The sequence below is a fragment of the Bradyrhizobium sp. CCBAU 11430 genome (assembly GCF_028128855.1).
GTDB classification, from domain to species: domain Bacteria; phylum Pseudomonadota; class Alphaproteobacteria; order Rhizobiales; family Xanthobacteraceae; genus Bradyrhizobium; species Bradyrhizobium ottawaense.
The window spans coordinates 15,908-41,693 of the sequence record NZ_LBJV01000071.1; the positions used below are offsets into that span (position 1 = coordinate 15,908).

At 65.5% G+C, this 25,786-nt stretch carries 23 protein-coding genes; 14 read left to right on the forward strand and 9 right to left on the reverse strand.

From position 1 onward, the window contains the following. The first annotated feature begins 156 nt into the window (after positions 1–156). Positions 157–390: a DUF3551 domain-containing protein gene (locus tag XI04_RS31275; protein WP_271609509.1), complete on the forward strand. Its 234-nt coding sequence runs from the start codon at positions 157–159 to the stop codon at positions 388–390. Positions 391–458: 68 nt separating this feature from the next. Here XI04_RS31275 and XI04_RS31280 read toward each other — a convergent pair whose 3' ends face one another. Next, positions 459–989 (reverse strand): hypothetical protein, encoded by a 531-nt coding sequence (locus tag XI04_RS31280; RefSeq protein ID WP_038972722.1) that lies wholly within the window; start codon positions 987–989, stop codon positions 459–461. Positions 990–1,181: 192 nt separating this feature from the next. Then, positions 1,182–2,729, reverse strand: coding sequence for an acetolactate synthase large subunit (locus XI04_RS31285; RefSeq protein ID WP_038972723.1), 1,548 nt, complete (start codon positions 2,727–2,729; stop codon positions 1,182–1,184). 361 nt (positions 2,730–3,090) lie between these two features. Between XI04_RS31285 and XI04_RS31290 the strand changes: the two genes are divergently transcribed. Together XI04_RS31290 and XI04_RS31295 are read left to right on the forward strand one after the other, a co-directional pair. Beyond that, entirely contained in the window at positions 3,091–3,669 is a 579-nt protein-coding gene (locus tag XI04_RS31290) for a L,D-transpeptidase (RefSeq protein WP_028140388.1), read from the forward strand. A gap of 196 nt (positions 3,670–3,865) precedes the next feature. Beyond that, entirely contained in the window at positions 3,866–4,681 is an 816-nt protein-coding gene (locus tag XI04_RS31295) for a DUF2927 domain-containing protein (RefSeq protein ID WP_271609510.1), read from the forward strand. An 81-nt stretch (positions 4,682–4,762) separates the two neighbouring features. Here XI04_RS31295 and XI04_RS31300 read toward each other — a convergent pair whose 3' ends face one another. Together XI04_RS31300 and XI04_RS31305 are read right to left on the reverse strand one after the other, a co-directional pair. After that, entirely contained in the window at positions 4,763–5,569 is an 807-nt protein-coding gene (locus XI04_RS31300) for a class I SAM-dependent methyltransferase (protein ID WP_038948242.1), read from the reverse strand. Positions 5,570–5,676: 107 nt separating this feature from the next. Continuing rightward, positions 5,677–6,801 carry a threonine synthase gene (locus XI04_RS31305; protein ID WP_271609511.1) on the reverse strand — a complete coding sequence of 375 codons (1,125 nt, stop codon included), beginning with the start codon at positions 6,799–6,801 and terminating at the stop codon, positions 5,677–5,679. Between the two features lie 328 nt (positions 6,802–7,129). Between XI04_RS31305 and XI04_RS31310 the strand changes: the two genes are divergently transcribed. The 3 genes from XI04_RS31310 to upp are packed head-to-tail and all read left to right on the forward strand — an operon-like array spanning position 7,130 to position 10,311. Then, on the forward strand, positions 7,130–8,386 hold the full coding sequence (locus XI04_RS31310) for a GTP cyclohydrolase II (RefSeq protein WP_038972726.1): 1,257 nt from the start codon (positions 7,130–7,132) through the stop codon (positions 8,384–8,386). A 5-nt stretch (positions 8,387–8,391) separates the two neighbouring features. After that, entirely contained in the window at positions 8,392–9,630 is a 1,239-nt protein-coding gene (locus XI04_RS31315) for a URC4/urg3 family protein (RefSeq protein WP_271609512.1), read from the forward strand. 51 nt (positions 9,631–9,681) lie between these two features. Beyond that, positions 9,682–10,311: a uracil phosphoribosyltransferase gene (gene upp, locus XI04_RS31320; RefSeq protein WP_271609513.1), complete on the forward strand. Its 630-nt coding sequence runs from the start codon at positions 9,682–9,684 to the stop codon at positions 10,309–10,311. Between the two features lie 7 nt (positions 10,312–10,318). On the opposite strand, the gene XI04_RS31325 is transcribed toward upp, so the two are convergent. Next, the gene (locus XI04_RS31325; RefSeq protein ID WP_271609514.1) at positions 10,319–11,431 is read right to left on the reverse strand and encodes a M48 family metallopeptidase; all 1,113 of its coding nucleotides are present in this window, start codon (positions 11,429–11,431) and stop codon (positions 10,319–10,321) included. 3 nt (positions 11,432–11,434) lie between these two features. Further along, the gene (locus XI04_RS31330; protein WP_038948237.1) at positions 11,435–12,580 is read right to left on the reverse strand and encodes a YjgN family protein; all 1,146 of its coding nucleotides are present in this window, start codon (positions 12,578–12,580) and stop codon (positions 11,435–11,437) included. Between the two features lie 409 nt (positions 12,581–12,989). On the opposite strand from XI04_RS31330, the gene XI04_RS31335 reads away from it, so the two are divergent. After that, entirely contained in the window at positions 12,990–14,255 is a 1,266-nt protein-coding gene (locus tag XI04_RS31335) for a cytochrome P450 (RefSeq protein ID WP_038972730.1), read from the forward strand. A gap of 179 nt (positions 14,256–14,434) precedes the next feature. Continuing rightward, complete coding sequence (locus tag XI04_RS31340; protein ID WP_028140397.1) at positions 14,435–15,709, forward strand: cytochrome P450; 1,275 nt, start codon at positions 14,435–14,437, stop codon at positions 15,707–15,709. A 304-nt stretch (positions 15,710–16,013) separates the two neighbouring features. Here the strand turns inward: XI04_RS31340 and XI04_RS31345 are convergent, their stop codons facing one another. Then, positions 16,014–16,934, reverse strand: a complete 921-nt coding sequence (locus tag XI04_RS31345) for a LysR substrate-binding domain-containing protein (protein ID WP_028140398.1) — start codon at positions 16,932–16,934, stop codon at positions 16,014–16,016. 125 nt (positions 16,935–17,059) lie between these two features. Here XI04_RS31345 and XI04_RS31350 point away from each other — a divergent pair, with 125 nt between their 5' ends. From XI04_RS31350 to XI04_RS31360, 3 genes are read left to right on the forward strand one after another with little or no spacing between them, the layout of a single operon-like run. Further along, complete coding sequence (locus tag XI04_RS31350; protein WP_018317224.1) at positions 17,060–18,229, forward strand: acyl-CoA dehydrogenase family protein; 1,170 nt, start codon at positions 17,060–17,062, stop codon at positions 18,227–18,229. A 10-nt stretch (positions 18,230–18,239) separates the two neighbouring features. After that, positions 18,240–19,343 (forward strand): CaiB/BaiF CoA transferase family protein, encoded by a 1,104-nt coding sequence (locus XI04_RS31355; RefSeq protein ID WP_038948231.1) that lies wholly within the window; start codon positions 18,240–18,242, stop codon positions 19,341–19,343. Between the two features lie 15 nt (positions 19,344–19,358). Then, a complete protein-coding gene (locus XI04_RS31360; RefSeq protein WP_152103524.1) occupies positions 19,359–20,210 on the forward strand; it encodes an FAS1-like dehydratase domain-containing protein in 852 nt (283 codons plus the stop codon). Between the two features lie 128 nt (positions 20,211–20,338). Here XI04_RS31360 and XI04_RS31365 read toward each other — a convergent pair whose 3' ends face one another. Beyond that, positions 20,339–20,857 (reverse strand): MarR family winged helix-turn-helix transcriptional regulator, encoded by a 519-nt coding sequence (locus XI04_RS31365; RefSeq protein ID WP_240536470.1) that lies wholly within the window; start codon positions 20,855–20,857, stop codon positions 20,339–20,341. An 83-nt stretch (positions 20,858–20,940) separates the two neighbouring features. Here XI04_RS31365 and XI04_RS31370 point away from each other — a divergent pair, with 83 nt between their 5' ends. From XI04_RS31370 to mdlC, 3 genes are all read left to right on the forward strand, one after another. Continuing rightward, entirely contained in the window at positions 20,941–21,894 is a 954-nt protein-coding gene (locus tag XI04_RS31370; protein ID WP_271609515.1) for an alpha/beta fold hydrolase, read from the forward strand. Positions 21,895–21,930: 36 nt separating this feature from the next. Continuing rightward, positions 21,931–23,145 carry an ABC transporter substrate-binding protein gene (locus tag XI04_RS31375; protein WP_271609516.1) on the forward strand — a complete coding sequence of 405 codons (1,215 nt, stop codon included), beginning with the start codon at positions 21,931–21,933 and terminating at the stop codon, positions 23,143–23,145. A gap of 153 nt (positions 23,146–23,298) precedes the next feature. Then, positions 23,299–24,927: a benzoylformate decarboxylase gene (gene mdlC, locus XI04_RS31380; RefSeq protein ID WP_212474875.1), complete on the forward strand. Its 1,629-nt coding sequence runs from the start codon at positions 23,299–23,301 to the stop codon at positions 24,925–24,927. A gap of 57 nt (positions 24,928–24,984) precedes the next feature. On the opposite strand, the gene XI04_RS31385 is transcribed toward mdlC, so the two are convergent. After that, positions 24,985–25,761, reverse strand: coding sequence for an SDR family NAD(P)-dependent oxidoreductase (locus tag XI04_RS31385; protein ID WP_271609517.1), 777 nt, complete (start codon positions 25,759–25,761; stop codon positions 24,985–24,987). Between the last annotated feature and the right edge of the window lie 25 nt (positions 25,762–25,786).

A 25,786-nucleotide genomic window follows, 5' to 3' on the forward strand; every position in this document is an offset into this window, starting at 1 on the left:
GGCGGAGATCACAGTGCAAGCCGCTGGCTGCGTCACGATGTACCTCGCTTCGAACGCATCCGGCGTCGCGGACACCAACACAGCATGACCCCGCGTCAGACAGGCCACGGGAACGCCAAGGCTCGGTCGTTCCACCTACCATTGAAGGAGATCGAAATGCGTCGCACCATCCTCACGCTTGCATCGTTCGCAACGCTGATCGCCGCATCGTTGTCGGCGGCCCAGGCCCAGGCCGGAAGCGACAGATACTGCCTGCAGGGCCGCAACTGGGGCTATCCCGGCAACTGCCAGTTCGCGAGCTACCAGCAATGTGCCGCCACGGCCTCCGGAACGTCAGCCTATTGCGGCATCAACCCGCGCTACGCCTATTCGCAGCCGTATCATTACTGATGAAGCAGGTGGTGAGACTCCCTCTCCTGCAAGCGGGAGAGGGAGAGCACCTATTGTGTCGGAAGTGATTAGCCCGGCCTCTGCGCGCCGGCTCCCAATCCGCTTTCCTCGAGCCGCGTCGCGAACCAGAGCGAGAGCGGCTGATCGATTGCGGCGCTGACATACACCTCCGACATCGTCACATGATGCTTGTCCAGCACGAGCAGCACGCCGATCCAGTAGGGAAACCAGACATGCACGTCGGTCAGCGCCCGCAGCTTGTGCTGGTCGTGCTCAAGCGGGGTGTGATTGCTCGCCTTGCGGATCTCCACCGTGAGCAGATTGTTCGGGATCTCGCGCTGATGCACGACGACATCGGGGTAGATCGACTTGCCGAGATGGTCGTCGGTCGAGATGATGGTGCCGTGCGGCAGATGCAGCGTGCGCTCGCCGAGCCGGTCGTAATTGCAGTCGACCGACCAGCCGGCGAACTGCTTCTCCAGATGCACGGCGAACCGGTGGGTGACCGCGCGCTCGCCGATGTCCTTCTCGAACAGGAAGCCCTCGTGGGCGTAGAAGTCCCGCAGCGCCGCGATCACCTTGTTCAGCTCGGTCTGCATCGTGCCTCCGGGCCCATCTCGCGCACCTGGTTCGGTGTCGTCCCGGCGAACGCCGGGACCCATACCGCGAGGTCTATCGAGTGTACACGGCGCACGTACCGAACTCCGAGTCTTCGCCAAACCTCTCCCTGGGGTTATGGGTCCCGGCGTTCGCCGGGACGACGTGGGGAGAGAGCTTGTTCAATCAACCCCCTACATCAGGACTTCGATCAGCCGCGGCCCCGGCTCGGCCACGGCTTCGGCCAGCGCCTTGTTGAACTCGTCGGCATTGGTGACGGCGCGGCCGGGCACGCCCATGCCCTTGGCCAGCGCGACGAAATCCAGCGTCGGGCGGTCGAGGCGGAGCATGTCGTTGGCGCGCTGGCCGGGCTCGCCGGCACCGACATTGTCGAACTCGCCGCGCAGGATCTGGTAGATGCGGTTGGCGAACACGATGGTGACGATATTGAGGTTCTCGCGCGCCTGGGTCCACAGCGACTGGATCGTGTACATCGCGCTGCCGTCACCGACCATGCAGATCACCTTGCGGTCGGGGCATGCGATCGCGGCGCCAATCGAGAGCGGCGTCGAGAAGCCGATCGAGCCGCCCATGTTCTGGAGCCAGTCGTGCGGCGCGGCGGCGGCCGTCGGCGGGAAGAAGGCGCGGCCGGTGGTGAGAGACTCGTCGACCAGAATCGCATTCTCGGGGATCGCGTACGCAATCGACTGCGCGATCGAGGCATGGGTCAGCGCGCCGGTCGGCTTGATTAGCTCCTGCACCGCCTGCGGCTTGACGTCCTTGGCGCTGGCCTTGACGGCGCCGGCGAGCGCTTCGAGCGCTGCGACCGAATTCTCGCCCCACGAGGTCATGCGATGCACGTCGCAGCCCTCGGGCTTGAGCATGCTCGGCTTGTTCGGATAGGCGAAGAACGCCACGGGATCGTCGGACTCGACCAGCACGATGTGACGGAACTTGGCCAGCATCGGCAGCGCGTTCTCGATCACGTAATGGATGCGGTCGATCGAGTAGCGGCCGCGGCCGCGCGCCATCTTGGGGCGGAAGGTCGGGCCCATCACGGTGCAGCCGGTCTTGGCGGCGATGCGCTCGGCCAGCGCCAGGCCCTGCTCGCTCAGGGCGCTGCCGGTCATCAGCAAGAGCGTGCCCTCGCCGTCGCCATGCAGGATTTTTGCGGCCTGCTCGACCGCCTGCGGCGAATAGCTCGCGCGCTGCTGCTCGGCTGGAACCTCGGCAACGCCGTCGGCCTCGTTCCAGGCGGTGTCGGCGGGCAGGATCAGGGTCGCGATCTGCGGCGGGGCGCTCTTGGCGGCGGCAATCGCCGCGGCGCCGTCGGCGGCGACCGATTTGGCATCGGGCGAGGTGCGGACCCAGGACGACATCGGCCGGGCCAGGCCCTCGATGTCGGAGGTCAGCGGCGCGTTGAAGCCGATGTGGTAGACCGCATGCTGGCCGACGATGTTGACGATGCCGGAATTGGCCTTCTTGGCGTTGTGCAGATTGGCAAGGCCGTTGGCGAGGCCGGGGCCGAGATGCAGCAGCGTCGAGGCCGGCGTGCCCTTCATGCGGAAATAGCCGTCCGCTGCACCGGTCACGACGCCCTCGAACAGGCCGAGCACGCAGCGCATGCCGGGCACGCGGTCGAGAGCTGCGACAAAATGCATCTCGGAGGTGCCTGGGTTGGTGAAGCAGACATCCACCCCACCCTTGACCATCGTCCGCACCAGGCTTTCCGCACCGTTCATTCGTTCTGCTCCCGCAACCGGCAATATCCAAAGACCCGTTCGATCAATCATTGTTCGCTCGTCCCGTCAAAGCAATAGGCGGCATCGCGGCCCTGCCCCGCGCGACGATGCGCCGGCTTGGCTAATAGCCCGTTCCGATAGAGTCGGAACGGGGTATTAGCCCCATGTTTTGACGCGTTTTCTTGATGCGAACCGGTATCCACTTCGCTTGAAAACGCTCTGGCGCTTTTCGGCAAATGGCATGGTTGCCGATTTGATAACGCCTGTGCTGGATGATGTCCCTCACGGGGCCGTGGCTTGCGAAAAGCCCGCAAATATGGCCTGTGGCCTGTGTTGAATCGATTTTTTGCTGGGGGAAACAATGATCCGGTTTTTTGCCGCGCCGATTGCCGCCGTCGCACTGCTGTCGGCCATGGCGGGCGGCGCGTTCGCCGAAGAGTTCGACTCGCGCGACATCATGGGCGGCGGCCCGAACTTCTTCCGTTCCGGCGCCAATCCGATCCCCCGCACCACCGTCATGTATAACGGCAATTACGCCCCCGGCACGATCGTGGTGAACACCAGCGAGCGGCGGCTGTATCTGGTGCTGCAGAACGGCCAGGCGCTGCGCTACGGCATCGGCGTCGGCCGCGACGGCTTCCGCTGGGGCGGGGTGCACAGGATCACCGCCAAGAAGGAATGGCCGGACTGGACGCCGCCGTCGCAGATGCTGGCGCGTCGGCCGGACCTGCCGCGCCACATGAAGGGCGGCGTCGAGAATCCGCTCGGCGCGCGCGCAATGTATCTGGGCTCGACGCTCTACCGCATCCACGGCTCTAACGAGCCGGAGACGATCGGCCAGGCGGTCTCCTCGGGCTGCTTCCGCATGACCAATGACGACGTCAGCGATCTCTACGGCCGCGTCTCGGTCGGTACCACGGTGGTGGTGCTGAACAACTAGACGCGAATGAACGGCCGTAGGGTGCGCAAAGCGAAGCGTGCCCACGATTTGTGGCTGTTGGCGAGAGATGGTGGGCACGGCGCTTTCGCGCCTTTGCCCACCCTACGGCACCGTGCTTGAAAGCGGCAGGAACCCGCTAGGCGCGTGAATTTGTAGTCTTGTGCGCGCGAGCCGAATACGGCAGCGTCGCAGGACAATGAGCGCAATCAATCCGCCCGCGCCTGGCCTTCGCATCGCCCTCCTGGCGCTCGGCGCGCTCACCTTGCTTCCTGATACCGCTACCACGGCCGCCGCGGGCGAATTACTCGCGATCTCCTCGCGCCAGCGCTCCGAGAAGAAGAATTTCACCGACGGCGAGATCGTCGAGGGCTTCCTGAAGACGGCGTTCGGCGCCGAATATCATCTCGCCGGCCGCGTCGACCGCATCCGCAAATTCGACGGGCCGGTGCGCGTGTACGCCGAGAGCGACCGCGCCGACCGCAAGACGCAGCTCGCCAAGGTCGTGGCCGACATCGCCCATCGCGTGCAGCATCTCGACATCGCCATGATCGCGACCGCCGAAGCGGCCAATGTGCGGGTGAAGCTGGTGCGCGACCGCGACCTCTTCCGCACCATCTCCAGCTTCTACGGCGCCGAGAAGGCGCGCGAGATCCGCACCTCGCTCGACCCGCAATGCCTGTCCGGCTTCCGCAAGAACGACAATTTCGAGATCGAGCATTCCGACGTCATCCTCACCGTCGACAACGGCGATTTCGTCTTCCTCGACTGCGCCTATGAGGAGCTGCTGCAATCGCTCGGGCCCATCAACGACACCGCGAGCGTGCCGTGGACCATGTTCAACGACAACGTCTCGATGGGCTATTTCGACGTCTACGACCAGTACATCCTCAATCTCTTGTACGACCCCCGCATCAAGCCCGGCATGACCGTGGCCGAGGTCAAGGCGGTGCTGCCCGCCGTGCTCGCCGACGTGCGCACCTGGGTCAGGCAGGTGAATGATCTGAAGGAGTGAGCCGCGCGACCCTCCCCATGGTTCGAGACGCCTGCTTTGGCGGGCTCTCACATGAGGCAGAATCTCACGGTCAAACGCGCCTCACACCTTCCTTGCCTTCGACATCAGGAACTGCTGGCGCATCACATTGTGGCCGGCGTCGAAATATTCCGAGATCAGCGCCTCGAACTCGGCTCGGAAGCTCTTGAGCTTGTCCGGTTCGTCCTTGTACTGGGCGACGAGCTTGATCAAAGGCCCGATCGTCGCTTCCATGGTGCGGCGGAAATGCTGCGGGCTGAGGGCGGACGGCGTCATCATGTCCATCTCGAAGGAGAGATCCTTCGTTTTCCCCGCGAGACGCTCCGCGACGATCTTCGGATCGCCCCACAACACCGGCGATGCCACGCCCTCGGGCGGCGGCAGATGGCGGCCGATCAGCGCGAACATCCGCCCGACATACAGATGCGGCGGCCAGGTGGAGAAGGCGATGGTGCCGCCGGGCTTCAGCACGCGCAGCATCTCGCCGATCGCGACGTCCGGACGCGGCGCGAACATGTGGCCGAACTGGCTGAGCACCACGTCGAACTCGTTGTCGCCATAGGGCAGGCTTTCGGCGTCGCCGTCCTTGAAGTCGACATCGAGGTTCATCAGTTGCGCATGCTCGCGGGCGCGTTCGATCAGGACCGGCGACAGATCGAGACCCCTGACCTTCGCACCGCGGCGCGCCGCCGTGATCGCGACCACGCCGGTGCCGCAGCCGACGTCGAGCAGCCTTTGGCCGGCGGCAACGCCGGCAAAACCGACGAGCCTGGCGGCGGTCGGTGTCGTGAAAACTTCCATCGGCGTGAACAGCGACCAGGCTTCCTTCTGGACTGCCTTGAAAGCTGCAAACGGGTCCTGCGCAGTCATGGAACTCTCCCTTTGCTCGAGGTCGATCTTCATGAGGCTGGCGAAGGTCACCGAAGGTTCAACGCGGCCTCATGACGGCGACGGCACGGTCTTTCATCGTCGCGGCCCTATTGCACGAAATCGGCAACCGTGGTCGCGGCCTTCAGGCCGGTGCCGGTGAGGACGGCAACCGTGGTCTCGTTCGCCTTGATGGCGCCGATGGCAGATAGTTTTTCCAGCGCGGCGGCAGCACTTGCGCTGGTCGGCTCGGCGAACAGGCCTTGGCGCGCGAGGCGCCGCAGGGCGGCGACGATCTCGTCCTCGGTGAGCGCGACGGTGGCGCCGCCGCTCTCGCGCAGAGCTGCGACGATCTCGCGCAGGCGCAGCGGGTGCTTGATGGCGGTGCCTTCGGCGATGGTCTTGTTGACCTCGCGCGCGACTGGCGTATCGACGCCGGCCTGAAAGCTCGCATCGATCGGCGAGCAATTGAGCGGCTGCGCCGCGAACAGCCGCGGTAGCTTCGCGATCTGGCCGGCCTTCAACAGCTCGCGGAAGCCGAAGGCGCAACCGAGCAGAGAGCTGCCGGCGCCGACGGGAACGATGACGTTGTCGGGCGCGCGGAAACCGAGATCTTCCCAGATCTCATAGGCGAGCGATTTGGTGCCTTCGAGGAAGAACGGCTGCCAATTGTGGCTGGCATAGAAGGTCTGGCTCGACTGGCGGATCGCCTCGGCCTCCGATTCCTCGCGCGGGCCCTCGACGAGCTGCACCGCGGCACCGTAGGCGCGCACCTGCGCGATCTTGGCCGGCGACGTCGAGGCCGGCGCCAAAATCTTCACGCGCATGCCGCCGGCGGCACCGAGCCCGGCCATCGACGAGCCGCCATTGCCGGAAGAATCTTCGAGAATTGCGTCGACGCCGATCTGGCGCAGGAACGACAGCATCACGGCGGAGCCGCGATCCTTGAAGCTGCCGGTCGGGTTGAACCATTCGAGCTTGAACAACGGCCGCAAATCGCCCCAGTCCTGCTGCACCAGCGGCGTGCAGCCCTCGCCGAGCGTGATCGGAGCCTTGATCTCGACTGGCAGCGCCGCCCGGTAGCGCCAGAGCGAGCGCGTGCGGCCATCGATGTCCTCGCGCGTGATCCCCGCCCCCGGCGTCACCAGTAGCGGCGTGCGCTCGTCCGAGCACCAGCGCGGCTGGTCGAGCGGGTAGAGCTTTGCGTTGCGGGGGTCGATGTAGCTGGCGGGCATGGGGGTCTCCGGGGCGGGCAGCCGATCCAGTCGATATGTCTGAATATACGGGCTTTATCCAGTCACGCGTTTGGAGGCCGAGGCGCCGCCCGCCCCTTTCAAAAATTCAAACGATTACATAGATATAGGGAGCATTTCGGCGTCGACCGCCGATCCGGACGGGCGCGGGAATGATCCTTCCGGGGCGCGCAGCACGATTAACTTGTCTGTCGCGTCTTGCCGCTACAATATGTTGGATTGAGCTTGCGTCGCCGATGTTCCGCGTCGGCAACGCGACCGAGCCAGGCCCGTCCGAGCGGCGGGCCGTTGGCTTTTTGGGAGTTTGGTCATGAGCCGCGCGAACCGTACCGACCACATCCGCCTGACCTCCCATCCGGAGCCGGGCCGGAAGTCCGCCTTCCCGATCCACTGGGGCGCCCCTGACGCGCGCGCCCGCGGACCGATCATCGGCACGGTCTCGCGCGCCGGGGATCGCAACGTGATCGGCAGCCATGGCGGGTCCTATGCGATGTACCGCGCGCTCGCAGTGTCCGCCGGCGCGCTCGATCCGATTCGGAGGCCCGACCTCACCAACACCTTTCCGGCTGCAACCATCGGTCCGTTCGAGCAATGGCGCGATCCCGCCAAGATCGTCGCGCTCGATCCCTGGGGGCATCTGGTCGCGGAGAATTTCGGCAAGGAGATCGCAGAAGGCTCCGACATCCGCCCGAGCATCGCGGTGACGCGGGCGCGGCTCGACCTGCCGGAGATCCGCGAGGCGCTGGCTGCGAAACGCTTACGCGCCGACGGTGAGGTCGTGCATGCCAATGGCAGCGTCTCCGTGGTGAAGATCGCGATCGATCCGGTCTGGCACCTGCCCGGCCTTGCGGCGCGCTTCGGCACCGGTGAGACCGAGCTGCGCCGCACGCTGTTCGAGCAGACCGCCGGCATGTTCCCCGAGCTCGTCACGCGGCCGGACATGAAAGTGTTCCTGCCGCCGATCGGCGGTACCACGGTCTACATGTTCGGCGATGTGACGAAACTGCCGGACCATCGCACCAAGATCATCTGCCGCGTGCATGACGAGTGCAACGGGTCCGACGTGTTCGGCTCCGACATCTGCACCTGTCGGCCCTATCTGATCCACGGCATCGAGGAATCCGCACGCGGCGCGCAGGAGGGCGGGCTCGGGCTCGTCGTCTACAATCGCAAGGAAGGCCGCGCGCTCGGTGAGGTCACCAAATTCCTGGTCTACAACGCGCGCAAGCGCCAGGAGGACGGCGATGCGGCCGCCGCCTATTTCGAGCGCACCGAATGCGTCGCCGGCGTGCAGGACGCGCGCTTCCAGCAGCTGATGCCGGACACGATCCACTGGCTGGGCTTGAAGCGCATCGACCGCTTCCTGTCGATGAGCGACATGAAGCACGACGCGCTGACCTCCCAAGGAATCGATATCGTCGAGCGCGTGCCGATCCCGCTGGAGCTGATTCCGGCCGATGCCCATGTCGAGATCGCCGCGAAGAAGGCCGCCGGCTATTACTCCACCGACATCGCGCCCGAGAAGGACGTGGACGGCGTGGTCGGGCGCTCGCTGGAAAAATACTGATCGCGATGGCGGAGGCTTTGGAATTGCAGGCACGCTCGCTGCTCAGCGCAGATGCGGTGCGCGCGCGGGCCGGGCAGATGCTGGAGATCGGCCTTGCCGGCGGCTTGAGCCACTTCACGATCGATCTCGACCGCATGGACGGCGTTGCCGACGCCGTGATCGCGGTCACCCGAAAAGCCTATCCGACGCTGGACGTGCCCTTCCACGCGCGCTGGCGTCACTTCGTGCTCGGCGGCGTCGACCGCTGGGCGCGGCTTGCCGACGCTGCATTATGGCCGGATCGCGCGGCGCGGGCGCGGGCCGAGTTCGACCTCGCGATCGTCTCCGTCCTGCTCGATGCCGGTGCCGGCGCTGCGTGGCGCTATCGCGACGCGGTGACGGGCGAAGCCATCGGGCGCTCCGAGGGCCTTGCGATTGCGAGCCTCGACATGTTTGCGAATGGTCTTTTCTCGGGCGATGCGCGCGAGGCGTTAAGGGCAGATGCGGACGTGCTGACACAACTGCCCCTGGCCTCCCTCACCTCAGCGTTTCAGGCCAGCGGTGCCAATCCGCTGCTTGGCCTCGAAGGACGGGTGGATCTGCTGCGGCGACTGGGCAAGCAGGTCGCGAGCCATCCCGAGATTTTTGGACGGATCGACACGCCGCGGCCGGGCGGCCTGTTCGACCACATCGCGGCGCAGGCCAAGGGCGGCGCCATTGCCGCGCCCGCGATCCTGTCGGCGGTGCTGAACCAGCTCGGACCGATCTGGCCATCGCGGCTGGAGCTTGCAGGCGTCCCGCTCGGCGATTGCTGGCGGCATCCGGCGATCAAGGCCGATGATGCGACCGCAGGCCTCGTGCCCCTTCACAAGCTGTCGCAATGGCTGAGCTATTCGCTGATCGAGCCGCTGCAGCGCGCAGGCTTCGAGGTCACCGACATCGACGGCCTGACCGGGCTTGCCGAATACCGCAACGGCGGCCTGTTCGTCGATCACGAGGTGCTGCGCCTGCGCGATGCCGCCGATGCCGAGCGCGCACATGCGGTGGATTCGCTGCTCGTCGTGGAATGGCGCGCGCTCACCGTCGCGCTGCTCGATCAGCTTGCGGAGCGCATCCGCGCCAAGCTCGGTCGCTCGCCGGAGTCGCTGCCGCTCGCCAGCATCTTGGAAGGCGGCACCTGGGCCGCCGGCCGCGCCATTGCGTTTGCGCGCCGGCCCGATGGATCACCCCCGCTCAAGGTCATCAGCGACGGCACGGTTTTCTAATCCTCGCTGCCGCTCACACATTCACTTGATGAATTTCAGGAGCATCCCATCATGGAAGGCGTCACGATCGTCGATCATCCGCTGGTGCAGCACAAGCTGACGCTGGTGCGGGACAAATCGATTTCAACAAAGTCGTTCCGCGAGCTGATCAAGGAGATCGGCATGCTCTTGTGCTACGAGGTGACGCGCGACCTGCCGCTCGCTGACGCCGTCATCGAGACGCCGCTGGCGACGATGCATTCGGCCAAGATCGCCGGCAAGAAGCTGGTGTTCGTGCCGATGCTGCGCGCCGGCACCACCTTCGTCGACGGCATGATGGATTTGGTGCCGACCGCGCGCGTCGCCCATATCGGACTCTACCGCGAGCCGCACAGCTTTGCGGCGGTCGAGTATTTCTTCAAATCGCCGTCCGACCTCGGCGAGCGCCTCGCGATCGTGGTGACCCCGGTGGTCGCCACCGCCAACACGGCTGTCGCCGCCATCGACCGCCTGAAGGAGCGCGGCGCCAGGGACATCCGCCTCGCCTGCCTGATCGCCGCCCCGGAAGGCCTCGAACGGCTGCGCGGCTTGCATCCGGACGTGCCGATCTGGACCGCGGCGGTGGACGAGGGCCTCGACGAGAACGGGTTCATCCTGCCGGGCCTCGGCGACGCCGGCGACCGCGCTTACGGGACGCGGTAAGAGAAGTTCACACCTTCCCGCTGCCGCAAATCCCCTTCAGTGACTGCCATTCCTTGTCCGTCAGCAGCGGCGGGCCGCTGGCCGGGCGATCTTCCCTGGTCATGCGGGCGAGGCGGTCCTCGGTCAGCGGGTGGCTGGCGAGGATCGACGTGAGCGTGGAGCCGCCCTCCTTGCCGGTGATGCGGAACATCAGCTCGGCCGCGGGCTTCGGCGAACGGCCGAGCTTGTGCATGATCTCGATCGCGAACGTATCGGCGGCGGTCTCGGCCTCGCGCGAATAGGAGGCTTCGACGACGGTGCGCGAGGCAAAGATCACGGCGGATGAGCCGGTGACGTCGCCGAACAACAGGCCGATCAGGAACGACGTGCCGCCGTTGTAGATCAGGCCGCGCATGTTGTCGTAATGCTTGAGATGGCCGAGCTCGTGGGCGAGGATGCCGGCGAGCTCGTCGGGGTTTTGCGCCTTGTCGAGCAGGCCCCTCAGCACGTAGACCTTGCCGCCGGGCAGCGCGAACGCGTTCGGCACCGCGGTCGGCAGCACGCCCGCCGTCATGGAATCGTCGTCGAGGCCGGCGGCATCGCGCAGGCGGTTGACCAGCTTTGTGAACGCGGCCTTGCCCGCGGGGTCTTCGCACACGCTGCGGCCGAAGATGGTCTTCACCTGGACTTCGGAGGCATCGCCGATGCGCCGCTCGATCGGTTTCGGCACCAGCGGCGCGAGGCGGTCGGCGGCGAGCGGCACGCCGAACAGCACGACGCAGACGATGGAGACGGTGGCGGCCACCGACCAGCCGACGATTTTTGCGACGCCGCGGCGCGAGGTCCGGTGCTCGTCGAGATGGGGGCAGCGGACGGTCACGTCTGCCGCGAGTACGGCATCGCGGATCTCGAGCCGCGCCAGCGGCGGCGCCGTGGTGCAAGCCAGACGCAATATCCCGGGCGGACTGTCGGCGCGGCGAATGTCGGCATAGGACCAGCGAACCGGCGTTCCGCCCTCCTCAAGGATCTCGAACGCATCGGCGAACGTCAGCGTCACCTGCCGCCGGCGGCTCGACGTGCCGTCGAAGAAGATGGTCGGCTTGGCGGCCTGCGCCGGCGCCTCGGCAAATACGTCAGTCACAGCTCAGAATCCCGCGACATCGAGCCCGTCGGCAAAACCTTCGCCGAGCGCGCTGGCAAGTACGCCGCGCCCCTGCACATCCGACGCCGCGCCGATGTCGTGCACCTTGACGGTCTCCAGCACCTTGGCCCAGAGATCACGCTGAAGATAGACCCGCATGACGATGTTGATCGCAAGCGCCAGCGCGAGATAGCCGATCACCATCATCACCACCATCGGGATGCTCCTGGCGGCATTGTCGGAGCCGAACACCTGATCGGCCGGAACGCCGCTCAGCTGGACGACCGCTAAGGCGCTGCCGCCGAGATAGGCGGAGAACACCATCGAGAGCAGCGTCCACCAGCCGATCACCTTCCAGTACAGGCCGTAGAAGGCATCGTGCGGCAGGTCCGAGGACAGGCTGACGCCGCCGATGCGGATGCCGTCGAGCCACCAGCGCCACTCGCGCGCCTTGAATTCCGCATAGAAGAACGGCGCAAGCGGGAAGATCACCAGCGCGATCGGGCTGAGCAGCCACAGCCACCAACCGCGCTTGAAGAAGGTCCAGCCGTTGCCCTCAAAATCGCCGCGGAGATCGCCGTAATGGGTGTGCTGCATCTTGTAGCGTTCGAGCGCGGCCTCGCGCCAGGGCAGCGCCAGGCCGAGCGTCAGGAACACGAGCAAGCCCCACGCCATGGCGCGGAACGAATAGGCCCAGCCCGAGCCGTCCATCCAGAAGCGGACGCCGCGCCAAACGGTGCGCGTCAACCGGTAACGTCGCGCGCGAAAAATCGCGAACTGGCCGAAGGCGTAGAAGCCGATGAACAGCGGCGTCGAGGCAAACCCCTGCCAGCGCTCGAACTCGATGCCGATCAGGAAGTAGGCGAGGTAGATCGGCACCAGGATCGCGAGCGCGAACAGGAAGCCGACCAGCAGCTCCTTGGCGCGGCCGGTATATTCGGCGGCATCGCCGTCGATCGCGGTGTTCGCCCACAGATGACGACGGATGTCGGTGACGAGCCAGAACCGGTAGAAGCCGAAGGTGACCAGCTCCAGCATGGCACCCTTGGTGACCATTTTGCGGAACTCGGAGCGGTCACCGCTGAAATCGACCCGCGTGGGCGGCAGCGGCGGCGGTAAGGGCTCGGAGCCGATGGGGGTCCATTGCATGTCGTTCACGGCGGCAACCTCGGGATGCGGTCTTGATCGGGTCAAACTATAGATCACAGGTTGGTCGGCCCCCAAGATGGCGGGGTTCGATTTACCTTGATTCCAGTCGGTTTCTGGCACGTTTTCACGACAAACGGTGTGCGGAGGGTCACGCTGTCGAGATCCCGTCAGCGTAATCCGGGATCGTGCCCCAAGCGACGCCGGCCCCGGATGACGCGGAGCCTGTCATCGGGCGGCGCTTTGCGCCAACCCGGTGGCTCCATTCGGGCTTCACATCCACCCTCTCGCAAAGGTTGGATGTGACAAAACTCTCCCTTGCTCCGGCGCAGATAACCGGCTGTAATTGCACATCAAATACCGCAGCGCAGAATTCAACGAGAACGCGCGGTACATGCCAGGGAGAACGGTCATGCATGGGACCATCGAGAGCGCGGCCAAGCTCGACGCCCTTCGCGAGCGCGCCACGACACTGCCGCTGGAGCAATTCGATCCGGGCGATCCGGAATTGTTCAGGACTGATACGTTCTGGCCGTATTTCGATCGGCTGCGCCGCGAAGATCCCGTGCACTACTGCAAGGACTCGATGTTCGGCCCGTACTGGTCGGTGACGCGCTACAACGACATCATGGAGATCGAGACCAACCATTCGGTGTTCTCCTCGGCCTCCTCCCTCGGCGGCATCACCATCCGCGACATCGATCCGGACCTGCGCCGCGAGAGCTTCATCTCGATGGACCCGCCGCGCCACGCCGCGCAGCGCAAGACCGTGGCGCCGATGTTCACGCCGACGCATCTGGACAATCTCGCCCTCAACATCCGCAAGCGCTCGGCCGAGTGCCTCGACAATCTGCCCCGCGGCGAGGTGTTCGACTGGGTCGATCGCGTCTCGATCGAGCTGACGACGCAGATGCTGGCGGTGCTGTTCGATTTCCCCTGGGAGGACCGCCGCAAGCTGACGCGCTGGTCCGACATCGCCACCACCATTCCCGGGCCTGACGGCCTCGTTGCCACCGAGGACGAGCGGCAGGCCGAGCTGACCGAATGCGCCGGCTATTTCGCGCGGCTGTGGAAGGAGCGCATCGCGCAGCCGCCGAAGAGCGACCTGTTGTCGATGATGGCGCATGGCGCCGCGACCCGCGACATGGACGCCAAGAACTTCCTCGGCAATCTCGTGCTTTTGATCGTCGGCGGCAACGACACCACGCGCAACACCATGTCGGGCTCGCTCCACGCGCTGAGCCAGCATCCCGAGCAGTATCGCAAGCTGCGCGAAAATCCCGCTCTGCTCGACAGCTTCGTGCCCGAAGTGATCCGCTGGCAGACGCCGCTGGCGCATATGCGGCGCACGGCGCTCGCCGACTTCGAGTTCCGGGGCAAAGGGATCAAGAAAGGTGACAAGGTCGTGATGTGGTACGTCTCGGGCAACCGCGACGAGGAGGCGATCGAGAAGCCCTACGAATTCATCATTGACCGCGCCCGCCCGCGCACGCATCTGTCGTTCGGCTTCGGCATCCACCGCTGCGTCGGCCTCAGGCTTGCCGAACTCCAGCTCAAGATCATCTGGGAAGAGATCCTGAAGCGGTTCGATCATATCGACGTGGTCGGCGAACCCAAGCGGGTCTATTCGAGTTTCGTGAAGGGTCTGGAAGAACTGCCGGTGAAGATTGCGGCGTGAGACGAAAAACCCTCCCTCCGTTCTTACGGGGAGAGGGAGGGGTGAGGGGCTCTCTCCCCGAAGACGGCGACAGCCGAATCGCAGAGAGTCCCCCTCACCCGGATCGCATCTAACGATGCGATCCGACCTCTCCCCGCAAGCGGGGCGAGGTGAAGGAAGAACCAACTGGAGCCACCACGATGAACATCCAAGCGCCGGTTAAAGTGGACAAGGCCGAACGCATGCGCAGGGCCCGCGAGGAGGCCTATGCGACGCCGTTGGCGCAATTCCACCCCGGCGCGCCCAGGCTGTTCCAGGACGACACGCTGTGGCCGTGGTTCGAGCGGCTGCGCAAGGAAGAGCCGGTGCATTACTGCACCAACGCGCCGATCGAGCCGTACTGGTCGGTGGTGAAATACAACGACATCATGCATGTCGACACCAATCACGGCATCTTTTCCTCGGATTCCACGCTCGGCGGCATCTCGATCCGCGACGTGCCGGAAGGCTACGACTATCCGAGCTTCATCGCGATGGACCAGCCCAGGCATTCGTCGCAGCGCAAGACGGTGTCGCCGATGTTCACGCCGACACATCTGGACGAGCTGGCAAAGCTGATCCGGCAGCGCTCGCAGACCGTGCTCGACAATCTGCCGCGCAACGAGACCTTCAACTTCGTCGAGCGCGTCTCGATCGAGCTGACGACGCAGATGCTCGCGACCCTGTTCGACTTCCCCTGGGAGGAGCGGCGCAAGCTGACGCGCTGGTCGGACGTTTCGACCGCGCTGCCCAAGAGCGGCATCGTCGCCTCCGCCGAAGAGCGCCGCCGCGAGATGGACGAGTGCTACGCCTACATGTCAAAGCTGTGGAACGAGCGCGTCAACTCCGCACCGCGGAACGATCTGCTGTCGCTGATGGCGCACAACGATGCCACGCGCCACATGGACCCCGACAACCTCATGGGCAACATCATCCTGCTCATCGTCGGGGGCAACGACACCACGCGCAACACCATGACCGGCTCGGTGCTGGCGCTGAGCGAGAACCCGGAGCAATACGACAAGCTGCGCGCCAATCCGGAGCTGATCGACTCCATGGTGCCCGAGGTGATCCGCTGGCAGACGCCGCTGGCGCATATGCGCCGCACCGCCTTGCAAGACACCGAGATCGGCGGCAAGCACATCAGGAAGGGCGACCGCGTGGTGATGTGGTACGTCTCCGGCAACCGCGACGAGGAGATGTTCGACAAGCCGAACGACTTCATCATCGACCGTCCGCGCCCGCGCACCCACCTCTCCTTCGGCTTCGGTATCCACCGCTGCGTCGGCATGCGCCTCGCCGAGCTGCAGCTGCGCATCGTCTGGGAAGAGATGCTGAAGCGCTTCGACCGCATCGAGGTGGTCGGCGAGCCCAAGCGGATCTATTCGAGCTTCATCAAGGGGTACGAGACGCTGCCGGTGAGGATTCCGGGGTAGGCTCTAACCTCCGTCATTGCGAGCGAAGCGTCTTCTTCGCTCGTGTCCCGGACGCACCGCAGCGCGTAGCGGTGCGGCGCAGAGCCGGGACCCAGCAAGCAACGGCCTCGCTGCAACATGGGCCCCGGCTCTGCAGCGCATCACACACCGGACGATGCTTCGCATCGCCGGGCGTGCTGCGCTGCGTCCGGGGCACGAGGGCGGTATGTTGGCGTTCCAGCCCAGCTATAAAATTTCGGCATGACAGCTCGCGCCAGATGCGATGGCCGGGCGGCGCGCGGCTGTTCTACGACACGAGCCGCATCTAACTCAATTTGATATCCCACACGCCTTCCTTGCGGCAGGCGGCGACTTCCTCGCGCAGAAGCGCCGTGACGGCGAGCGAGGCCGTCGAGACCGGGCGGTCGATCGGAGAAGCGAAAATGAGCTCGCGCGTCATCGGCTTGGAGACGACAGCGGTTTCCAGCCGCCCGTCCGCGACCTCGCCGTGGACCGACGACGGCGGCAGCAGCGCGAAGCCGAGCCCCTCCTCGACCAGGCTGGTCAGCACGCGGAACGAATCCGCCTCGAGCTGGACGTCGAGCTTGATCTTGCGCTGGGCGGCCGCGTGCTCGATCAGCGCACGGAGGCCGTGCGAGTGAGAGGGCAGCACCAGCCGTTGCCGCAGCAGCCAGCCGATGTCGACGCTCTTCTTGCGCGCGAGGCCGCAGCCGCGCGGGCCGACCGCGACGATGTTGTCGCGCCCCAGGCTCTCCACGTTGAGATGCAGATCGGCCGAGCGGCCATAGAGGATGGCGAGATCCATCTCGCCGCGATGCAGCCATTCGACCAGATGGCCGCTGTAGCTCTCGACGATGCGCAGCGAAATGCCGGGAAATTTTTCGACGCAGCGCCGCGCAAAGCGCGCCGACAGCACGCAGCTCACGGTTGGAACCAGGCCAAGCACGACCTGGCCGGACGGCGGCCCCTGGGACGACTGGATATCGTCGCGGATCTGGTCGATCTGACGCACGATGCCCGAGGTGCGCGCCAGCAGCAGGCGCCCGGCCTCTGTGAGCACCATGCCGCGGCCGTTGCGCGTGAAAAGCTCCGTGCGCAGCTCGTGTTCCAGCAGCTTGATTTGCCTGGAAAGCGCCGGCTGCGCCACGCGCAGCGTGTCGGAGGCCTTGCTCAGACTGCCGAGCTCCGCCACGCAACTGAAGGTCCTGAGCTGCCGGAAATCCATGCTTGCCAATCCTGGAAGGCTACTCCATACGCTATAACAAATGAGCATAGGGGGTTGGCGTTGTTTTCACAACGCCTGAGGATCGGCCGGCGTTATCTTAACTGCCGCTAAGAACTGGAAACGCCATGAGTGAAGAACACCACACCGAAGATTACGCCGACATCCGTGAAGCCGTCGCAAAGCTCTGCGCCCAGTTCCCCGGCGAATATTGGCGCAAGCTCGATCGCGAGATGGCCTATCCCAAGGCGTTCGTCGACGCGCTGACAGCGGCCGGCTATCTCTCGGTGCTGATCCCCGAGGAATATGGCGGTGCGGGGCTGAAGCTGTCCGCGGCGGCCGCGATCCTCGAAGAAATCCAGCGCGCGGGCTGCAACGGCGGCGGCTGCCACGCCCAGATGTACACGATGGGCACCGTGCTGCGACACGGCAACGCCGAGCAAAAAGCAAAATATCTGCCGAAGATCGCCAGCGGCGAATTGCGCCTGCAGGCCTTCGGCGTCACCGAGCCGACCAGCGGCACCGACACCTCCTCGCTGAAAACCTTCGCGCGCAAGGACGGCAACGACAGCTACATCGTCAACGGCCAGAAGATCTGGACCAGCCGCGCCGAGCATTCCGATTTGATGGTTCTGCTGGCGCGCACCACGCCGAAGGAGCAGGCCAAGAAGCGCACGGACGGCCTGTCGGTGTTCATCGTCGACATGCGCGAGGCCAAGAACAACGGCCTCGAGATCCGCCCGATCCGCACCATGATGAACCACGCCACCACCGAAGTGTTCTTTACCGACATGAAGGTGCCGGCGGAGAATCTGATCGGCGAGGAAGGCAAGGGCTTTCGCTACATCCTCTCCGGCATGAACGCCGAGCGTATCCTGATCGCGGCCGAATGCGTCGGCGACGCAAAGTGGTTCATCGCCAAGGCGACGAACTACGCCAAGGAGCGCAGCGTGTTCGGCCGGCCGATCGGCCAGAACCAGGGCATCCAGTTCCCGATCGCCAAGGCCTATGCCTCGATGCGCGCGGCCGAACTGATGGTGAAGGAAGCCACGCGCAAATACGAGGCCGGGCTCGACTGCGGCGCGGAGGCCAACATGGCCAAGATGCTGGCGGCGGATGCGTCCTGGGAGGCGGCGAACGCCTGCATCCAGACCCATGGCGGCTTCGGCTTCGCCGAGGAATACGACGTCGAGCGCAAATTCCGCGAGACGCGGCTCTATCAGGTGGCGCCGATCTCGACCAACCTCGTGCTCTCCTTCGTTGCCGAGCATGTGCTCGGCATGCCGCGCTCGTACTGAGGCCGTCATCATGGGAGCATTGGACGGGATCAGGGTGATTGCGGTCGAGCAGGCGGTGGCGGCGCCGTTCTGCTCCTCGCGCCTGGCGGATGCCGGCGCGGAGGTGATCAAGATCGAGCGGCCCGAAGGCGACTTCGCCCGCGGCTATGACGCGGCGGCCAAGGGCCAGAGCAGCTATTTCGTCTGGCTCAACCGCGGCAAGCAATCGGCGGTGGTGGATCTCGCAACGAAAGAAGGCTGCGCCGAGCTGGAGAAGCTGATCGCCAGCGCCGACGTGCTGATCCAGAACCTCAAGCCGGGCTCGATGGACAAGCTCGGTTTTTCGCGCGAGCGGCTGCTGAAGGACTATCCGAAGCTGATTTCCTGCACGATCACCGGCTATGGCGACGAAGGTCCCTACGCGCATCGCAAGGCCTATGATCTGTTGATCCAGGCCGAGAGCGGCCTGGCCTCGATCACCGGCAACCCTGATGGCGCCTCGCGCGTCGGCATGTCGATCGTGGACGTCGCGACCGGCGCGACCGCGCATGCGGCGATCCTGGAGGCGCTGATCGGGCGCGGGCGTACCGGCAAGGGCTGTGACATCCGCATCTCCATGTTCGACGTGATGGCGGACTGGTGCACCGTGCCGCTGCTCAACTCCGAAGCCGGCAATCCGCCCAAGCGCATGGGGCTGCGGCATCCCTCGATCGCGCCCTATGGCGTGTTCACGTCGAAGGACGGCAAGGACATCCTGATCTCGATCCAGAGCGAGCGCGAGTGGAGGACGCTTTGCGCGAAGGTGCTGGATCAACCCGATCTGCCCGCCGATCCCCGCGTCGCCAACATGGTCGAGCGCGTGCGCAACCGCGACTTCACCGATACGACGGTGGCGGATATCTTCGGCAAGATGACGCGCGACGAGCTGCTCAAGCGGCTGTCGGATGCCGATATCGCCTTTGCCGAGGTCAACACCATGGCCGACCTCACCAACCACCCGCATCTGCGCCGCATCGAGGTCGACACGCCGCAGGGACGCGTCAGCTATCCCGCGCCGGCGCCGATCGTCGTCGGCGAAACGCGCGCTTACGGCGCTGTGCCCGCCATCGGCGAAAACCCAAAGTCCAAGACGTAAGAAGAGCGAGGCGTCATGACCGAGAAGCTCGACATCGATCACTTGCGGCAATGGATCGGCCGCAGCACGGAGGCCACCGACATCGTCACCGCGCAGCTCGTGATGGGCCTGCGCGCGACGCTGTTCCAGGAGGTCGGCGAGCCCAGGAGAGGCGACGCCGCGCCGTTCACGGTGCATTGGTGCCTGGCGCAGCCGGTGTTCCCGATGTCGATGCTGGGGCCCGACGGCCATCCCACCCGCGGCGGCTTCCTGCCGCCGGTGCCGCTGCCACGCCGGATGTGGGCCGGCGGCGAGATCGAGTTCCTGCAGCCGCTGCAGGTCGGCGATGAATCGACTCGGACCTCGCGCATCGCCGACGTGCAGGTCAAGACGGGCTCGACCGGCACGCTGTGCTTCGTCTCGGTCGAGCACAGCATCTCCTCGCCGCGCGGCGTCGCCATTCGCGAGCGGCAGGACATCGTCTATCGCGAGATGACGAGCAGCGCGCCGGCTGGCGCCAAGGCCCCGCCTCCGCCGCCGAAGGCGCAGCACCGCGAGACCCATGTCTCCGACCCCGTGCTGCTGTTTCGCTATTCCGCGCTGACCTTCAACGGTCACCGCATCCATTACGACCGCGACTACGTCACCAAGGTCGAGGGCTATCCGGGCCTGATCTTCCACGGCCCGCTGCAGGCGGCGCTGATCATCGAGCTGGCCGCGAAGCTGCACGGCGGCGAGGCGCCGAAGAAGTTCACCTATCGCGGCCTGCAGCCGCTGTTCGAGGGCACGGAGTTCTCGGTCAACGCCAACGAGACCACTGATGGCATGGAGCTGTGGACCGCGAATGCGGAAGGGCAGCCGACGATGAAGGGCACGGCGGTTTGGTGAGGGACGTCCCGTCGTTCCGGGGCGGTCCGCAGGATCGGACCTCAGGTGCGCAAATTGCGCACCGGGGAATCGCGAGATTCCGGGTTCGCCTCGCGCCCCCCGGCATGACGCCGCCAGGAGCGCGCCCTTCACAGTTCATCGAGCGCCGTCCACTGCGGGACATGCTCGGCCAGCTTGTCGAGCAGACCTTCGAACACCTTGCGTTCGGACACGCTGAGGCATGACAGCATCGCCCGTTCGCGCTCGCGCAAGGTGGGGATGTATCTGGCATAGAGCGTGCGTCCGGCTGGCGTCAGATACAGACGCTGGCGGCGATTGTCGTTCTTGTCGACGTCGCGACGCAACAGCTTCTTCTTTTCCAGCGCAATGATCCCGCGGCTGATATTGGCCTTGAGATGACCGGAAAACTCGCAGATCTCGCTGGCGGTCACGCCCTCGCGAAAACTCAGGAAGATGAGCGTGACGATCTCCGGACGTGTGATGCCGAGCTCCATCTCGATCTTCCGAAACGACGGCTCACGGTAGAAATTCAGGACGTAACCCATCTTGTAGGCGATCCTGACTTCGGTGCCGCCGAGCACGTCCCTGGCGCGGTCGGCGCTTTCCCCTGAATTGGGCCGGGTCGCGTCTTTGCTAGATCGTCTCATATGTGACTTTCTCATTGCCTTTCGGATTGATCTCATCCTAACATCGCAGCGGAATAGAACAGAACTCTGGGAGATCGCCGGCTGTGAACAAGGCGGGACCCGTCGCGTCCGCGCGACGGAGGCATTTGCTGCGCGCGCAGGGGCCATCGTGCTTCTACGCAGGGACTGAGGTGCATCCGATCTATGTCGATCACGTCCGACCGCCCGAGGGCGGAACCGAGCGGACGCCCGTCGTGATGGTACATGGCGCTGCGCACACCGGCGCCTGCTACATGGCGACGCCTGATCTGCGGCCGGGCTGGGCGCCACGATTCGCAGGTACCGGCCGCCATGTGTTCGTGCCTGATTGGCCCGGCCATGGCCGCTCGCCACAGCGGGCGGATTTTCCGACGCTTGGCAGCGCCGACGTCGCCAACTCGTTGCTCGCACTGCTGGAGGAGATCGGCCCCGCCGTATTGCTGGTGCATTCCGCGAGCGGGCCGATGGCATGGTGGATGACCGAGCGACGGCCCGATCTGGTCCGCGCCGTCGTCGGCATCGCGCCGGGCCCGCCCGCCGATTTGCTGAAGGATCTGCCCGACGATCCGGCCGCGCTTGCAGCGCTACGCGACGACGCCAGCGTCGGTCGGCCGGTGCATGCCGCCGAGGATCGGCCCGTCTGGCTGAACGCCGAATTCGCCGCTTCTTCCTGGGCGAACACATCGCGATTTCCGCAACATGCGTTCAAGCACTATTTCGCGTCCATCGTGCCCGAAAGCCCGCGTATCCTGAACGAGCGCTTCAACATCGGCGGACGCGGCCTCCGCGTCGGCGATCTCAACAGACTCGGCAACCATCGCATCCTGATCGTCACCGGCGAGCTCGATCCGCGTCATCCACGCGAGGTGGACGCTGCGACCGCGGCCTATCTCGATGCCGACTTCATCTGGCTGCCGGATCGCGGCATCACCGGCAACGGCCACATGATGATGATCGAGGACAACAGCGATGATCTCGCCGCGCTGGTCCTCGATTGGCTCGATGCGGCCGGCTGCTGACCCGACAAGGCACGAGAAGATCAGGAGGAGATGAAGATGAGATCGAACCTGCTCGGCGCGGCCCTGATCGCGCTGATCGTTCCGATTGCGGCACAGGCGGAAGTCTCGGGTGGCGTCGTCAAGATCGGCGTCCTGACCGATATGGCTGGTGTAACCGCTAATGTCACCGGCAAGGGTTCGCTTGTCGCCGCCGAGATGGCGGTTCGCGAGTTCGGCGGCACCGTGCTCGGCAAGCCGGTTCAGGTGATCTCAGCCGATCATCAGCACAAGCCCGACATCGGCACCGGAATTGCCCGCCAGTGGTTCGATGTCGAGGGCGTGGATGCGATCGTCGACGTACCGAATTCCGGTGTCGCGCTCGCGATCCAGGGCCTCGCACGCGAAAAGAAGAAGATCGTGCTCTATTCCGGCGCGGGCACGACGGCACTAACCAACGAGCAGTGCTCGCCGTTCGGCGTGCACTGGACCTACGACACCTACGCGGTCTCGCACGGAACGGCCTCGGCAGTCGTCGAGGCCGGCGGTACGACGTGGTTCTTCCTCGCCGCCGATTATGCCTTCGGCCAGCAGTTGCAGAAAGACGCCAGCGACGTGATCGCGGCGGCCGGCGGCAAAGTGCTGGGCGCCGTCCGCCATCCGCTCAACACGCCGGATTTCTCCTCGTTCCTGCTCACCGCGCAGTCTTCCGGCGCCAAGGTCATCGGCATTGCCAATGCCGGTAACGACACCATCAATGCGATGAAGCAGGCCAACGAGTACGGGATCGTGAAGGGCGGGCAAAGTCTTGCGGCGATGATCCTGTTCTTGCAGGACATCCACACCCTGGGCCTGGAAGCCGCACAGGGCACGTATCTGACGACGGCATCGTACTGGGACATGAACGAGGCGACGCGCGCCTGGTCCAGGGAGTTCATGGTGAAGACCGGCGCGCCGCCGTCGATGCTGCATGCCGGCGTGTACGGCGCGGTGCGGCACTATCTGAAGGCTGTCACCCAGGCCGGCACCGACGACGCCGAGCGGGTCGCCGCCGCCATGCGCGCGATCCCGATCGACGACATCTTTTCGCAGGGCGCGACGCTGCGCGAAGACGGCCGCGTGACACGCACGATGTATCTGGCCCGCGTCAAGAAGCCTTCGGAGTCGAAATATCCCTGGGACTATCTGGAGATCGTGCGTCCGATTCCATCGGAACAGACCGCGTGGCCGCTCTCGGAGAGCAAGTGCCCACTGGTCAAGGGCGCCACGCGCTAGCGCCCCAGCATCACACGCAGCCTCATCTTGACTTCGCCAAGCAATCCACCGAGAGGTAGGTTGCTTTTGCCTGTGCTCAAAGGCCAAGGCGGACAAATCGTCGCTCATGCTCGGCACGGCGACGGAACACAAGAAGATCAGGGGAGCCGTCCGATGTCGTCCCGCAAGCCCGCCGCGACAAAAAGCAAGTCCGTCACCGTCAAGCAGGCGACGCTCGACCTGCTGCGCTCGTTCGGCATCACAAAAGTGTTCGGCAATCCTGGTTCAACCGAGCTGCCGTTCCTGAGCGACTGGCCCGATGACATCGACTACGTGCTGGCGCTGCAGGAAGCCTCCGCCGTCGGCATGGCCGACGGTTACGCGCAAGCGACCCGCAATGCCGGCTTCGTCAATCTGCATTCGGCCGCCGGCGTCGGCAACGCGCTCGGCAACATCTACACCGCGCATCGCAACCAGACCCCGCTGGTGATTACCGCGGGCCAGCAGGCGCGCTCGATCCTGCCCTTGCAGGCCTTCCTCTATGCCGAGCGCGCGTCGGAGTTTCCGCGGCCTTACGTGAAATACAGCGTCGAGCCGGCGCGGCCCGAGGACGTGCCGGCTGCGATCGCGCGCGCTTATTACACCGCGATGCAGCCGCCGTGCGGGCCGACCTTCGTGTCGATCCCGATCGACGACTGGGCGCATGCCTGCGCGCCGTCCGAGGCGCGCAAGGTCAGCCGGGAAATCGGCCCCGAGCTTGAGCCGATGAAGGCACTGGTCGCCGCGCTCGGCTCCGCAAGGCACCCTGCCCTCGTCGTCGGCCCCGGCGTCGACCGCGCCGGCGCGGTAGACCTGATGGTGGGCGTCGCCGAGAAGGCGAAGGCCAGCGTCTGGGTCAGCCCGTTCTCGGCACGCTGCTCGTTCCCCGAGCGGCATCCGCAATTCGCCGGCTTCCTGCATGCCTCGCCGGCGCAACTCTCCGACGCACTGCGTGAGCATGATCTCATCGTCGTGATCGGTGCGCCCGTGTTCACCTTCCATGTCGAGGGCCATGCCGCGATCTTCGATGGTAGCGCGACGATCTTTCAGATCACGGATGACCCGGATGCGGCGGCTGTGACGCCCGTCGGCACCAGCATCATCGCCACCATGAAGCCGGCACTGAGCACGCTGCTCGACCTGCTGCCGGAGAGCAAGCGCGCCACGCCGAACGGCCGCACACTGCCGCCGGCGCCGCAAGCCGCCGATCCGCTGCCGGTCGAATTCCTGCTGCATTCGCTGTCGCAGGCGATGCCGGATGGTGCGTCAGTCGTCGAGGAAGTGCCCTCGCACCGGCCGGCGATGCAGAAGTTCATGCCGATGCGCGGCCAGGATAGTTTTTACACCATGGCGAGCGGCGGCCTCGGCTATTCCCTGCCCGCCGCCGTCGGCATGGCGCTCGGCAAGCCGAACAGCCGCACGGTCTGCCTGATCGGCGACGGCTCGGCGATGTACTCGATCCAGGCGCTGTGGACCGCCGCGCAGCGCAAGCTGCCGCTGACCATCGTCGTCATCAACAATTCCGGCTACGGCGCGATGCGCTCATTCAGCCAGGTCATGCAGGTGCGCAACGTGCCGGGGTTGGAGCTGCCGGGGATCGATTTCGTCCGGCTCGCCGAAGGCATGGGATGTCACGCGGTGCGGGTGACGAAGGCGGCTGAGCTCGGCAAGGCGCTGAAGCGCGGGATGGCGTTCGAGGGGACGAGCCTGGTCGAGGTCGTCGTGGATTCGGCGGTGCCGGTGCTCTACGGGCAGAAGCATTGAGTTGTCGTCCCGGCGAAGGCCGGGACGACATCGAGTTTGCCGCACCACCGCCGACAACTACGACGCCAGAAATCCCCCGTCCGCCGCCAGCACATGGCCGACCACATACGACGACGCATCCGACGACAGCCACACCACGGCCTCCGCCACCTCCTCCGGGCTCCCCATCCGCCGCAGCGGCAGGCCAGCACTCACCGTTGCGATGTCGCCGACGCCGGCGCTCAGCATCATGTCGGTGACGACGCGGCCCGGCGCGATGGCATTGATGCGGATGCCGCGCGGGGCATTCTCCAGCGCGGCCGAGCGCGTCAGCGAGATCGCGGCGGCCTTCGAGGCCGAATAGAGCGAGAAGCCGGGATTGGGATTGCGCACGCCGCTGACGGAAGCGTTGACGACGATGCTGCCGCGCCCTTGCGCCAGCATCGCCGGCAGTTGGTGGCGCAGGCACAGGAACAGCGCGCGGACATTGGTGTCGAACACGCTGTCGTAGATGTCAGTGCCCTGCTGTTCCAGCGGCGCGCGGCGCTCCTGGAAGCCGGCATTGTTGAAGGCGACGTCGAGCCGGCCGCAACGTTCGATGGCGGTGCGGACGAGGCGCGCGACGTCGTCCTCGCGCGTGATGTCGGTCTTGAGCGCGATCGCCTCCGCACCGAGCTCGCGGCACGAAGCGGCGGTCGCCTCGATCTCGGCCTCGCGCCGGCCCGCCACGATGATCGCCTCGGCGCCCTCGGATGCCATCCGCAACGCTGTGGCGCGGCCGATGCCGGTGCCGCCGCCCGTGACGAGGCAGACCTTGCCATTCATCCGCATCGCCGTCGGCAAAGCTCCGCCCATGGCTCACTCCAAAACGCTTGCGTGC

Excerpts from the sequence above, each read along its gene's own strand:
- XI04_RS31275 (WP_271609509.1), top strand. The coding sequence starts at position 157 with ATGCGTCGCACCATCCTCACGCTTGCATCGTTCGCAACGCTGATCGCC.
- XI04_RS31280 (WP_038972722.1), bottom strand. The coding sequence starts at position 989 with ATGCAGACCGAGCTGAACAAGGTGATCGCGGCGCTGCGGGACTTCTAC.
- XI04_RS31285 (WP_038972723.1), bottom strand. The coding sequence starts at position 2,729 with ATGAACGGTGCGGAAAGCCTGGTGCGGACGATGGTCAAGGGTGGGGTG.
- XI04_RS31290 (WP_028140388.1), top strand. The coding sequence starts at position 3,091 with ATGATCCGGTTTTTTGCCGCGCCGATTGCCGCCGTCGCACTGCTGTCG.
- XI04_RS31295 (WP_271609510.1), top strand. The coding sequence starts at position 3,866 with ATGAGCGCAATCAATCCGCCCGCGCCTGGCCTTCGCATCGCCCTCCTG.
- XI04_RS31300 (WP_038948242.1), bottom strand. The coding sequence starts at position 5,569 with ATGACTGCGCAGGACCCGTTTGCAGCTTTCAAGGCAGTCCAGAAGGAA.
- XI04_RS31305 (WP_271609511.1), bottom strand. The coding sequence starts at position 6,801 with ATGCCCGCCAGCTACATCGACCCCCGCAACGCAAAGCTCTACCCGCTC.
- XI04_RS31310 (WP_038972726.1), top strand. The coding sequence starts at position 7,130 with ATGAGCCGCGCGAACCGTACCGACCACATCCGCCTGACCTCCCATCCG.
- XI04_RS31315 (WP_271609512.1), top strand. The coding sequence starts at position 8,392 with ATGGCGGAGGCTTTGGAATTGCAGGCACGCTCGCTGCTCAGCGCAGAT.
- upp (WP_271609513.1), top strand. The coding sequence starts at position 9,682 with ATGGAAGGCGTCACGATCGTCGATCATCCGCTGGTGCAGCACAAGCTG.
- XI04_RS31330 (WP_038948237.1), bottom strand. The coding sequence starts at position 12,580 with ATGCAATGGACCCCCATCGGCTCCGAGCCCTTACCGCCGCCGCTGCCG.
- XI04_RS31335 (WP_038972730.1), top strand. The coding sequence starts at position 12,990 with ATGCATGGGACCATCGAGAGCGCGGCCAAGCTCGACGCCCTTCGCGAG.
- XI04_RS31340 (WP_028140397.1), top strand. The coding sequence starts at position 14,435 with ATGAACATCCAAGCGCCGGTTAAAGTGGACAAGGCCGAACGCATGCGC.
- XI04_RS31345 (WP_028140398.1), bottom strand. The coding sequence starts at position 16,934 with ATGGATTTCCGGCAGCTCAGGACCTTCAGTTGCGTGGCGGAGCTCGGC.
- XI04_RS31350 (WP_018317224.1), top strand. The coding sequence starts at position 17,060 with ATGAGTGAAGAACACCACACCGAAGATTACGCCGACATCCGTGAAGCC.
- XI04_RS31355 (WP_038948231.1), top strand. The coding sequence starts at position 18,240 with ATGGGAGCATTGGACGGGATCAGGGTGATTGCGGTCGAGCAGGCGGTG.
- XI04_RS31360 (WP_152103524.1), top strand. The coding sequence starts at position 19,359 with ATGACCGAGAAGCTCGACATCGATCACTTGCGGCAATGGATCGGCCGC.
- XI04_RS31365 (WP_240536470.1), bottom strand. The coding sequence starts at position 20,857 with ATGAGACGATCTAGCAAAGACGCGACCCGGCCCAATTCAGGGGAAAGC.
- XI04_RS31375 (WP_271609516.1), top strand. The coding sequence starts at position 21,931 with ATGAGATCGAACCTGCTCGGCGCGGCCCTGATCGCGCTGATCGTTCCG.
- mdlC (WP_212474875.1), top strand. The coding sequence starts at position 23,299 with ATGTCGTCCCGCAAGCCCGCCGCGACAAAAAGCAAGTCCGTCACCGTC.
- XI04_RS31385 (WP_271609517.1), bottom strand. The coding sequence starts at position 25,761 with ATGGGCGGAGCTTTGCCGACGGCGATGCGGATGAATGGCAAGGTCTGC.